Here is an 11599-nt window from a genome sequence, read left to right as displayed (position 1 = left end):
CACTCTGTTTAGAAAGCCCTCATTTTGCAGCCTTCTCAACTTAATCCCATAACGGAGGGTACCGCCCTTGCATACTAACGTACTCGTGTTCCTCAAGGGTCTTGAGGGTGCATTTCCAACGTCTGCCCATAAGTCTCTTTCAGCCGGTGAAGACTCTTTCTGTGATGGACGAAAACATTGTACTTCTCCCTCGCAACGATTTCCTTATATTTGTTTAATGCGGTTTAATACCGTTTCTTTACCTAGTAGTTCAATACTTTGCGGAAGTTCTGGGCCATGCGTTTGTCCTGTGACAGCCACACGAATTGGCATGAATAGTTTCTTGCCTTTATGCCCTGTTTCTTTTTGTACCGCTTTAATAGCAGCCTTGATTTCATCAGGTGTGAAAGACTCAAGCCGTTCAAGCTGACCAGCAAAAGATGCCATGACTTCTGGTACTTGCTCCTCTGCTAAAACTTCCTTTGCCTCTTGATTATACTCAATTTGCTCCTTAAAGAACAACTCTGTTAACTCAACAATTTCTGCTCCATAGCTTAATTGTTCGTGATACAGAGAAATAAGCTTGCGCACCCACGTGTTTTCTTCTTCTGTCAGCTGCTCGCTTACCTTGCCTGCCTTTTGAAGATGCGGAAGTGTTAACGCAACAACCTGATCAAGATCAAGTGCCTTCACGTATTGGTTATTTACCCATTTTAGTTTATGCATATCGAATAGAGCTGGTGACTTAGAAAGTCGGTTTACATCGAAAATGTCGATGAATTGCTCTTTTGTAAACAGTTCTTCTTCGCCCACCGGAGACCATCCAAGTAGTGCAATGAAGTTGAACAGGGCTTCTGGTAAATAGCCCAAGTTTTTATATTGCTCGATGAATTGAATAATGGATTCATCACGCTTACTTAATTTTTTGCGGTTCTCGTTCACAATCAGCGTCATATGTCCGAATAGCGGAACATCCCAGCCAAATGCGTTGAAGATCATGATTTGTTTAGGCGTATTCGAAATGTGATCCTCTCCGCGGAGAATGTGAGTCATTTTCATCAAATGATCATCCACTGCTACAGCGAAGTTATAAGTTGGCGTGCCGTCTTTCTTCACAATGACAAAATCACCGATGCCGTCTGTCTCAAATGAAATATCGCCTTTGACCATGTCGTCAAATTTGATGATTTCTCCTTTTGGCACTCGGAAGCGGATACTTGGCTCTCTTCCTTCAGCGATCAGCTTGTCCTCTTCTTCTTTTGATAAATGGCTGCATTTACCAGAATATCGAGGCATTTCACTGCGGGCGATTTGTGCTTCACGCTCTTCCTCTAGCTCTTCAGCCGTACAATAGCACTTATACGCCAAGTCTTTCTCTAGCAGCTCATCATAATATTTTTTGTAAATCTCATTACGCTCTGATTGTCTGTAAGGACCATAGCCGCCATCTTTATCAATGCTCTCATCCCAATCAATACCGAGCCATTGCAGGTGGCGAAGCTGGCTTTCTTCTCCGCCTTCTACATTACGCTTTTGATCCGTATCTTCGATTCGAATAATAAATTTGCCGCCTTGACTGCGTGCGAACAAATAGTTGAAAAGAGCCGTTCTAGCATTCCCAATATGTAAATGACCAGTTGGACTCGGTGCATAACGAACACGCACTTCATTTCCCATGAGTTTAACTTCCTTTCATCTGCATCATGTTGTCTGACACCAATTTTTTATAAACGTATTTTATCATCAAATCCCATTCTCATCAAAATGGATTTCACTTTTTCTGAAGAAGCACTGTTGCCTGAGAGGCAATTCCTTCGCCTCTTCCTGTAAATCCAAGTTTCTCTGTCGTTGTTGCTTTCACATTCACCTGTGTGACATCTGCCTCAAGCGCTTCTGCAATCTTCTCACACATTGGTTGAATGTAAGGTGCCATTTTGGGCTTTTGCGCCATGATGGTGCAATCAATATTCACAAGTGTGTAGCCTTTTTCCTTTACTAGTGCCCACACATGCTGCAGTAATTTAAAAGAATCCGCATCCTTAAACTCAGGATCTGTGTCTGGGAAATGTCTGCCGATATCTCCTTCAGCAATCGCACCTAGGCAGGCATCTGCCACTGTGTGAAGCAGTACATCAGCGTCTGAATGCCCAAGCAGCCCCTTTTCATATGGGATGGTGACCCCGCCGATAATCAAAGGTCTTCCCTCTGTTAATTGATGTACATCAAAGCCTTGTCCTATTCTCAACATGATCTAGTACCCTCTTTCCGCATCCATAATTGCCTTGGCAACCAATAAATCATCCGGTGTCGTAAGCTTAATATTGGTGTAATCTCCTTGGACAATATACACGTTTTCACCATGTAATTGTTCCACAAGACTGGCGTCGTCTGTTCCAAGAAAGCCGGTCCGCTCCGCATATTCATGCGCCTCTTTTAAAATAGAATGACGAAAAGCTTGTGGGGTCTGGACTGCCCACAAGCTCTGACGTTCAATGGTTTGTTCCACTTTGCCTTCTTGAACGCGCTTGATTGTGTCTTTCACTGGTACCGCTACAACTGCGGAGCCTTTTTCAATCGCTGCTTTAACGAGCAAGTCAATCTGTGTATGCTTAATAAAAGGCCTTGCCCCATCATGAACAAGCACGATGTCTGCATCTTTCACAGCCTTTAATCCTTCGTATACACTTTGCTGACGTTCTTCACCGCCAGTGACAAGTGAAACAGGCGTTTGAAAAGCGTGTACCTTGAGTAGCCTTTCAAAGTCTTGACGCTCCTCTTCATTGATCGCTAGGATCATGCGTTTGCATTGCGAATGATCGTCAAACACCTTTAGTGTATGAATAATGACCGGCATTCTTTTCAGCTCAATAAAAAGCTTATTGCGGCCGGCCTTCATTCGTTTCCCCTGCCCCGCAGCCGGAATAACTACTTCATAATACATGTTCGTTCTCCCTTTAGAGCGCCTTCTCCAGAAGTTTTGGCTTCGCAAAAATCATTCTTCCAGCAGCAGTCTGCAGCACACTTGTGACGAGCACATCGATGTCTTTTCCAATGTAATTGCGTCCTTCTTCGACCACAATCATCGTACCGTCATCTAAGTAAGCAACACCTTGGTTATGCTCTTTCCCATCTTTAATGACCTGTACCTTCATTTCTTCCCCAGGTAGCACAACCGGTTTCACCGCATTGGCTAGATCATTGATGTTTAACACTGCTACTTTTTGAAGTTCGCATACTTTATTTAAATTAAAATCATTTGTCACAACAACACCTGAAGTTAATTTAGCGAGCTTCACAAGCTTGCTATCAACCTCTTGAATGTCTTCAAAGTCACCTTCGTAAATTTCAACTTTGATATCTAATTCTTTTTGAATACGATTTAAAATATCAAGACCTCTTCGGCCTCTATTTCTCTTTAATACATCAGAAGAGTCTGCAATATGCTGTAATTCCTCGAGCACAAATTGAGGAATGACCATGACACCTTCTAAGAATCCAGTTTGACAAATATCTGCGATTCTTCCATCAATGATAACACTTGTGTCTAAAATTTTCAGCTTTTTATCTTCTATTTCAGGTTCATCATCAGCTGCTCCTTTTTTCTTGGTGACCTTTGCAGATCGGGAGAACAGCCCCATCATTTCATCCTTCTTCTTAAACCCTACCTGAAATCCAAGGTATCCTAAAAAGAAAGCCAGGAAAATCGGAATAATGGTACCAAAAATATGATATGGGATATTGTTTAGCGGGATCACGTTTACAATAAGATATGCTAGAATAAGTCCAAATACTAATCCGAAACTTCCAGATATAAGATCAGGAAGAGGCGCCTTTAATAGAGAATCCTCGATCCATTTCACCCAATTAACCACATAGCCTGTGCACCATTTGCCGATGATAAAGAACACAGCGGCTCCTATTAGTGCTGAAGAGTAAGCATTTGTTATGAAAGGTATGTCCTTTACATTTAACAGCAGAAATAACTCTGGAATGATAAAAATCCCTACAACTGCACCAAAAATGATAAAAAACGCCTGAACGATTCTTTTTAACATACCTTCACCTCCTTTATTTTTCATCTGTCAATCCACCCTCACCTGACATTGATATATGTTTAAGTTTCCTATCATAATCAACAGAAAACAAAAGCATCATTAATATACCCATATTCATCCATTTTTAACCGTGTTTAAGAAAAATTTCTCTCCTTATAGCTGGCGGTCGATATAATGTTTTTCTTGCAGTCTTTTTAATCCTTTTTTTATCTTTTTCGCTCTTACTTCTCCAATTCCTTCTACTTCATCCAAATCTTGTACATCCGCTTCCATAATTCGATCTAACACACCGAACGCTTCAACCACGTTTTCGACGATTGGCATAGGCAGTCTAGGGATTTTGTGAAGCAATCTGTAGCCTCTTGTGTACACATATTCGTCAATATTTGTAGAAGCTGGATAGCCAAGTAACTTGTACAGAATGGAGTCATCTAAAAGCTCAAAGCTAGACATATCTTGGAGCTGTTTAAGCAGAACATATGGATCTTTAATCTTTTCTTTCACGTAATCTTTAATAAATAAAGCCGCTTCCTGCTCCATATCTGTAATCAGTTCATTGACTTGCAGACGGATCAAATGTCCTTCTGTTCCGAGCTCTTTGATATACATATTGATTTCATTTTTGATTCTAAGCACCATCTCGTAACGATGCAGCACGGATAATACATCACCAAAGGTCACAAGCTCTTCAAATTCTAGGGCGCTTAGCGCAGAAATGGCGTGATCTAAAATGGTTTTATATTTCTCAAGTGTTTGTATGGCTTGGTTGGCCTTCGTTAAAATAAAGCCAATATCTTTCAGCGTATAACGACGATTCCCTTGGTATAAGGTAATGACGTTCCTCCGTTCAGAAATCGCAATGATTAAGCAGCCTGTCTGCTTCGCTACACGTTCAGCAGTACGGTGCCTCATGCCCGTTTCCGATGAATGGATGGTTGCATCTGGCATCAGCTGTGTATTCGCATACAAGATCTTTTGACCAGAATCGCTTAAAATAATGGCTCCATCCATCTTAGCCAATTCATATAAGTGTGCTGGGGAGAAGGCAGAGTTAATATGAAACCCTCCATCTACAACACTCTTGACTTTGTCGTTATAACCAACAACAATGAGCCCGCCAGTATTGGCCCTCAGGACATTTTCGATCCCAGCCCGAAGAGGTGTCCCTGGTGCCACAAACTGTACGATATCTAAGAGATCGAGTTCTCTCGCTCCTTTTTTCTCTTTTTCCATTTCTATGATCCCCCTAGTGAAATTCGAAGTGCCTCCGCTACATTTTCTACACCGACTAACTCAATCCCTCTCGGCTTTTTCCATCCATCTATATTCGCCTGAGGAATAAACATTCGCTTAAATCCTAGTTTCGCAGCTTCCTGCACACGCTGTTCAATTCTTGATACTCTTCTGACTTCTCCCGTCAGACCGACCTCTCCTATAAAGCAATCCGCTTGATGCGGCGCTGCGTCTTTAAAGCTTGAAGCAATACTGACGGCAATGGCCAAGTCAATCGCTGGTTCGTCAAGCTTCACACCGCCTGCGACCTTTAAATACGCATCTTGGTTTTGCAGCAGCAGTCCGACACGTTTTTCTAAAACCGCCATGAGCAATGACACACGATTATGATCAAGGCCTGTAGCCATTCTCCGTGGATTTCCAAAGCTTGTCGGTGAAATTAATGCTTGTATCTCGACAAGAACAGGTCTTGTTCCTTCCATTGAGGCAACAACACACGATCCAGATACACCTGCCGAACGTTCTTCTAAGAAAATTTCGGATGGGTTTAATACTTCCGTGAGTCCTTCCTCTCTCATTTCAAAAATCCCTAGTTCATTCGTCGAGCCAAATCGGTTTTTCACCGCACGTAAGATACGAAACGTATGATGACGCTCGCCTTCAAAATAAAGAACCGTGTCCACCATATGCTCTAAAAGGCGTGGACCTGCGATCGAGCCTTCTTTGGTCACGTGACCAACGATAAATATTGGAATACCATTTGTCTTGGCAATTTTCATCAGCTGTGCTGTACATTCTCTCACTTGAGATACAGACCCAGGAGCTGACGTAATATCGCTTTGATAAACGGTTTGAATCGAATCCACCACGACAAAAGCGGGTTTCATCTCTTGTATAGCAGACGTTATATACTCCATATCGGTTTCAGCCAAAACATGTAAAGAGGTGCTTTTTATGCCGAGGCGGTCCGCTCTTAGCTTCGTTTGTTTAATGGACTCCTCACCAGATATGTATAATACATTCTGATTTTTGTCTGAGAGCTGTGCTGATACTTGTAATAATAATGTGGACTTCCCAATCCCAGGATCTCCGCCAATGAGAACAAGAGAGCCTTTGACAATTCCACTTCCTAATACTCGGTTAAATTCTTCTAAATTCGTTTTGATTCGGGGTTCATCTGATGTTTCAATTGCAGATATAGGTGAAGGTTTTTGAATGGTTTGAACAGAATGATTAAAAGCGCTTCGACGGTTTGCCGGCTCTTTGCGAACGACCTCTTCTGTCATACTGTTCCACGTGCCGCAGCCTGGACATTTCCCCATCCATTTGGCTGACTCATAACCGCACGATTGGCATATAAATTTTGATTTTGTCTTAGCCATAGATTGAAGAATACAACTCCTTATACTGATCAGAAAATAAGTAAAGGGAGGCATACACTTTACTGGTATGCCTCACACTTTTTTCTTACTATATTAGTTCGTAGCAGCCGTCGTTTTTACGACAATTTCTCCATCTTCCACATCTAATACGATATGTTGACCTTTTTCAATATTACCCTTCAGAAGCTCCTCAGAAAGTCGATCCTCCACATGCTTTTGAATCGCTCTTCTTAACGGGCGCGCACCGTACTCAAGATCTACACCTTCGTCGGCAATCTTCGCTTTTGCTGCTTCCGTCAATTCGATTGAAAGGTCTTGTTCTTTTAATCGTTTCGTCAATTGATCAGACATGAGAGACACGATCTCTTTTAGATGTTTCTTTTCAAGTGAATGGAAGACAATGATTTCATCAATACGGTTGATGAATTCTGGTCTAAATGCACGCTTCAACTCGCCCATCACTTTGCCTTTCATATCCTTGTAATTTTGTCCTTCATCCTGCACATTAAAGCCAACATATTTATTTCGCTTCAATTCACTAGCTCCAACGTTGGATGTCATGATCAAAATCGTATTTCTAAAGTCAACGGTACGCCCTTTAGAATCAGTCAGACGACCATCTTCTAACACTTGTAGCAAAATGTTGAATACATCTGGATGTGCCTTTTCAATCTCGTCTAAAAGCACAACAGAATAAGGTTTTCTTCTCACTTTTTCAGTCAGTTGACCGCCTTCTTCATAGCCAACATAGCCTGGAGGTGACCCAACAAGTCTAGATGTAGAGTGTTTTTCCATGTATTCAGACATATCAATACGGATCATCGCTTCTTCATCACCGAAAATAGACTCTGCGAGTGCTCTTGCAAGCTCCGTTTTACCAACCCCTGTTGGGCCTAAGAAGATAAAGGAGCCGATTGGACGTTTTGGATCTTTTAGGCCAGCACGCGCACGTCTCACAGCTTTTGCTACAGCGACAACCGCTTCATCCTGCCCGATCACACGAGAATGGAGCAATTGTTCCATATTGAGAAGCTTATCTGTTTCTGTTTGTGCAATTTTTGAAACAGGCACTCCCGTCCAGCTAGAGACAACCATTGCGATATCATCCACTGATACCTCTGAATTCTCCTGTCCTTGCTTTTCTTTCCAAGATTTCTTTGTGACTTCTACTTTTTCACGCAAACGCTGTTCCGTATCGCGAAGAGAAGCTGCTTTTTCAAATTCCTGACTTTGAACAGCAGCATCCTTTTCCTTGCGTACTTCATCGAGCTTTTGCTCTAGTTCTTTTAGGTTAGGCGGTGTTGTGAAAGAACGTAAGCGGACTTTCGAACCTGCCTCATCAATTAAATCAATCGCCTTATCTGGAAGGAAACGATCAGAAATATAACGGTCAGACAGCTTCACCGCCGCCTCAATCGCTTCATCCGTAATGGACACACGGTGATGTGCCTCATAACGATCTCTAAGTCCTCTTAAGATTTGAATACTTTCATCAACAGATGGCTGATCCACTTGAATTGGCTGGAAACGTCGTTCAAGCGCAGCATCCTTTTCAATATATTTACGGTACTCATCTAACGTTGTCGCCCCGATACATTGAAGCTCTCCACGTGCTAAGGATGGTTTGAGAATATTAGATGCGTCAATCGCACCCTCTGCTCCACCAGCACCAATGAGTGTATGAAGCTCATCAATGAAGAGAATGATATTTCCTGCCTGACGAATTTCGTCCATGACTTTTTTCAAACGATCCTCAAATTCACCACGATATTTCGTTCCCGCTACAACGGTTCCCATATCAAGTGTCATCACTCGTTTATCGCGCAGGATTTCAGGCACTTCATTATGAATAATTTGCTGCGCAAGACCTTCAGCGATGGCTGTTTTACCAACACCAGGCTCACCAATCAGCACAGGGTTATTTTTTGTTCTTCTGCTTAGGACCTCAATGACACGCTGAATTTCTTTGCTTCGTCCAATGACAGGGTCCAAACTGTCTTCTTTCGCAATAGCTGTTAAATCCCTTGCCAAGCTATCTAATGTTGGTGTATTTGCATTGCTGTTAGAGCCAGCGGCAGATGCACCTGTTTCATTGCTGCCAAGCAGCTGCAGAACTTGCTGACGTGCTTTATTTAAGCTCACTCCGAGGTTATTTAAAACGCGGGCAGCTACACCCTCTCCCTCGCGAATAAGACCTAATAGAATATGTTCTGTCCCTACATAGGAATGACCTAGCTTTCTTGCTTCATCCATTGAAAGCTCAGTGACCTTCTTCGCTCTAGGCGTATAATGAGGAATAGCTTGAGACACCTCTTGCCCTCTTCCAATCAAGCTTTCGACTTCTTTTTGGATTTTATCTGAAACAAGGCCCAGTGCTTCTAACGCTTTTGCGGCGATGCCCTCACCCTCACGTACTAGACCAAGTAAAATGTGCTCAGTACCAATGTTCTTATGGCCTAGGCGAATGGCTTCTTCTTGTGCAAGTGCTAATACCTTTTGAGCTCTTTCAGTGAATCTTCCAAACATCATATCGTTTCATCCTCCTGTCCATTCCTATGCATTTCTAAACGCAGCCTTTCTCTAATAATCGCTGCTCGTTTTATATCTCGTTCATTTGGCTCCAAAGCTCCTCCTGAGTACTGTTGAAGAAAGCCTGGCTGAGTCAAAATCATGAGTTCATTCAGTATATTACTTGAAAGCCCCTTAATGATACCTAAATCAATTCCAAGCCGCACATCTGACAAACACTTTGCTGTTTCCTTTGATTCAATCATACGACAATTGGACAATATCCCTAAGGAACGGTACACTCTGTCCTCAAGTTCAATTTGAGATGTTTGATATAACGCCTTTCGTGCAGATCGCTCTTGTTCAATGAGCTGAGCGGTCACACTATTTAAGTCGTCTACAATATCTTCTTCTGATTGACCAAGTGTCATTTGATTTGAAATTTGAAAGATGTTCCCTATTGCTTCGCTACCTTCACCATAAATTCCTCTGACTACAAGACCTAATTGATTAATGGCCGGAATAATCCGATTCATTTGTCTTGTGAGGGCTAAAGCTGGTAAATGCATCATGACCGATGCCCTAATACCTGTACCTACATTCGTTGGACAGCTTGTTAAGTATCCCCGCTTTTCAGAAAACGCATAATCCACTTGCTCTTCAATCCAGTCATCTATCTGATTAGCCGCTTTTAATGCATTGGCTAGTTGGAAACCTGGGAATAAGCATTGGATTCGAATATGGTCTTCTTCATTCAGCATCACACTGATTTCCTCATTTTCAGAAAGCAAACAACCGCCAAATCTTGATTCTGCTAAGTTTGGGCTGATCAAATGCTTTTCAACAAGTACTCTCTTTGCTAAAGGCTGCGTTTCATTCATACGAATCAGAACAAAGTTTCCGATGTCCTTCACTTCCTGGCTAGCAAACTTTTGCTCGAATTGCTGGAGGACAGCTTCAGCCTCTTCTTGAGAAAACTGAGTTGGGAAACGAACATGCTCTAGGTTGCGTGCTAGCCGGATTCGACTGCTTAGAACAATGTCACTTTCTGGTCCTTTTTGTTTCATCCATTGACTTAAAGCGTCTTGAATAAAATGCTGGAGCGACATGTTGTTAATCTCCCTCCCTCTGCTGAGATTGTTCATGCTCTAATGCACGAATTTGATCTCGAACTTCCGCTGCCTTTTCAAACTCTTCTTGTTCAATTAACTGTTTCAGCTCTTGCTGCATCATCTCAAGTTTCCGGCGGACATGAAGACTGCCGGCAATCCGTTTAGGCACTTTTCCATTATGGACTGTATTTCCACTATGGACTTTCCGTAAAACAGGGTTCAGATACTGATCAAATGAACGATAGCATTCTGCACAGCCAAAACGGCCTGTTTTTCTGAATTGTTGAAAGGTTAAGCCACACTTAGGACATTGATCCACTTCTCTCGCTTCTTGAAAAATAGAAGATCCCTTATTAGCACTTGTGGTAAAGCTAGGATCAATATTCAATAAACCTGATAATAAGTTGTGAATCGAGAAACCTTGGTTTCCACTCATAGCATATGAATCACTGTTTTCTTTTGCACATTGTTCACATATGTGCATTTCTTGTTTTTCTCCATTTATAACTTTCGTAAAGTGAAAAGTGGCTGGTCTCTCATTGCATTCTTGACAAATCAATCTTTTCACCCGCTTTACTTTAATTTCAAAGCATTTAACATCGCTTTCATCATCCGAGCTCTCAATTCATCTCGTTCAGGTAAATCAATGTGCAAAACAGAACGGTCCATGACACTGATCATCATCTTAGCTTCTCTTTCAGATAAAATGTTATTTTCTACAAGACGCATGATGATATGATCAGAGGCAGCCTGTGATAAACGATGATATATTTGGGAAATAATGTTGTTCAATAAGTCGACTTCATCATTCATTTTGACTTTAATGATGCGGATATAGCCACCGCCGCCACGCTTACTTTCAACGATATAGCCTCTCTCGCTCGTAAAGCGTGTATTGATAACATAGTTAATTTGTGAAGGTACGCATTGAAACTTATCTGCAATTTCATTGCGCTTAATTTCTAATATTTCTCGACCATTCTGATCCAAGACTTCCTTCAAATACTGCTCGATGATATCAGAAATATTTTGTGCCACTCCGCCTCCTCCTCCATTGACTTTGACTATATTTGACTTTAACCTTACTATAAATTTTTTCGATCGATTTTTCAAGATAATCGCTCAACTAAGAATATTATTTCCACATTTATATGGTGTCAAACCTCTCAAAAACACAAAAAAGACCAGTTCCGTATGGAACTGATCCTTAGAAAAGCTTGGCGGCGTCCTACTCTCACAGGGGGAAACCCCCAACTACCATCGGCGCTGAAGAGCTTAACTTCCGTGTTCGGTATGGGAACGGGTGTGACCTCTTCGCTATCGCCACCAA

10 protein-coding genes, 1 rRNA gene and 1 other annotated feature (1 of these 12 cut by a window edge) are annotated in these 11599 nt (G+C 42.0%); all 11 genes read right to left on the bottom strand.

What is annotated here, in order from left to right; genetic code table 11:
* Positions 1-205, bottom strand: a binding site (T-box leader) (it extends 27 nt beyond the left edge of the window).
* The 11 genes from gltX to rrf all read right to left on the bottom strand — a co-directional run bounded on the left by gltX (position 205) and on the right by rrf (position 11599).
* Positions 205-1656 carry a glutamate--tRNA ligase gene (gene gltX, locus ACP7A0_RS17600; protein WP_060595375.1) on the bottom strand — a complete coding sequence of 484 codons (1452 nt, stop codon included), beginning with the start codon at positions 1654-1656 and terminating at the stop codon, positions 205-207. (Overlaps the previous feature by 1 nt.)
* Positions 1657-1750: 94 nt before the next feature.
* The gene (gene ispF, locus ACP7A0_RS17595; protein ID WP_003216928.1) at positions 1751-2227 is read right to left on the bottom strand and encodes a 2-C-methyl-D-erythritol 2,4-cyclodiphosphate synthase; all 477 of its coding nucleotides are present in this window, start codon (positions 2225-2227) and stop codon (positions 1751-1753) included.
* A gap of 3 nt (positions 2228-2230) precedes the next feature.
* On the bottom strand, positions 2231-2920 hold the full coding sequence (gene ispD / locus ACP7A0_RS17590; protein ID WP_106073168.1) for a 2-C-methyl-D-erythritol 4-phosphate cytidylyltransferase: 690 nt from the start codon (positions 2918-2920) through the stop codon (positions 2231-2233).
* A 13-nt stretch (positions 2921-2933) separates the two neighbouring features.
* Positions 2934-4034 (bottom strand): PIN/TRAM domain-containing protein, encoded by a 1101-nt coding sequence (locus ACP7A0_RS17585; protein ID WP_003217214.1) that lies wholly within the window; start codon positions 4032-4034, stop codon positions 2934-2936.
* A gap of 153 nt (positions 4035-4187) precedes the next feature.
* On the bottom strand, positions 4188-5267 hold the full coding sequence (gene disA / locus ACP7A0_RS17580; protein ID WP_012008686.1) for a DNA integrity scanning diadenylate cyclase DisA: 1080 nt from the start codon (positions 5265-5267) through the stop codon (positions 4188-4190).
* Between the two features lie 2 nt (positions 5268-5269).
* On the bottom strand, positions 5270-6649 hold the full coding sequence (gene radA, locus ACP7A0_RS17575; protein WP_034620767.1) for a DNA repair protein RadA: 1380 nt from the start codon (positions 6647-6649) through the stop codon (positions 5270-5272).
* 93 nt (positions 6650-6742) lie between these two features.
* Positions 6743-9178 (bottom strand): ATP-dependent protease ATP-binding subunit ClpC, encoded by a 2436-nt coding sequence (gene clpC, locus ACP7A0_RS17570; RefSeq protein ID WP_034665649.1) that lies wholly within the window; start codon positions 9176-9178, stop codon positions 6743-6745.
* A complete protein-coding gene (locus ACP7A0_RS17565) occupies positions 9175-10266 on the bottom strand; it encodes a protein arginine kinase (RefSeq protein WP_034665652.1) in 1092 nt (363 codons plus the stop codon). The genes clpC and ACP7A0_RS17565 overlap by 4 nt, the downstream gene beginning before the upstream one ends.
* A gap of 4 nt (positions 10267-10270) precedes the next feature.
* Positions 10271-10828 carry a UvrB/UvrC motif-containing protein gene (locus tag ACP7A0_RS17560; RefSeq protein WP_066031441.1) on the bottom strand — a complete coding sequence of 186 codons (558 nt, stop codon included), beginning with the start codon at positions 10826-10828 and terminating at the stop codon, positions 10271-10273.
* Positions 10829-10842: 14 nt separating this feature from the next.
* The gene (locus tag ACP7A0_RS17555) at positions 10843-11307 is read right to left on the bottom strand and encodes a CtsR family transcriptional regulator (protein WP_003217184.1); all 465 of its coding nucleotides are present in this window, start codon (positions 11305-11307) and stop codon (positions 10843-10845) included.
* Positions 11308-11484: 177 nt separating this feature from the next.
* Positions 11485-11599, bottom strand: a 5S ribosomal RNA gene (gene rrf, locus ACP7A0_RS17550).

The organism is Bacillus sp. DWP3-1, assembly GCF_049896565.1.
GTDB lineage: Bacteria > Bacillota > Bacilli > Bacillales > Bacillaceae > Bacillus.
This window is presented reverse-complemented; position numbering and strand designations above follow the sequence as displayed.

Excerpts from the sequence above, each read along its gene's own strand:
- gltX (WP_060595375.1), bottom strand. The coding sequence starts at position 1,656 with ATGGGAAATGAAGTGCGTGTTCGTTATGCACCGAGTCCAACTGGTCAT.
- ispF (WP_003216928.1), bottom strand. The coding sequence starts at position 2,227 with ATGTTGAGAATAGGACAAGGCTTTGATGTACATCAATTAACAGAGGGA.
- ispD (WP_106073168.1), bottom strand. The coding sequence starts at position 2,920 with ATGTATTATGAAGTAGTTATTCCGGCTGCGGGGCAGGGGAAACGAATG.
- ACP7A0_RS17585 (WP_003217214.1), bottom strand. The coding sequence starts at position 4,034 with ATGTTAAAAAGAATCGTTCAGGCGTTTTTTATCATTTTTGGTGCAGTT.
- disA (WP_012008686.1), bottom strand. The coding sequence starts at position 5,267 with ATGGAAAAAGAGAAAAAAGGAGCGAGAGAACTCGATCTCTTAGATATC.
- radA (WP_034620767.1), bottom strand. The coding sequence starts at position 6,649 with ATGGCTAAGACAAAATCAAAATTTATATGCCAATCGTGCGGTTATGAG.
- clpC (WP_034665649.1), bottom strand. The coding sequence starts at position 9,178 with ATGATGTTTGGAAGATTCACTGAAAGAGCTCAAAAGGTATTAGCACTT.
- ACP7A0_RS17565 (WP_034665652.1), bottom strand. The coding sequence starts at position 10,266 with ATGTCGCTCCAGCATTTTATTCAAGACGCTTTAAGTCAATGGATGAAA.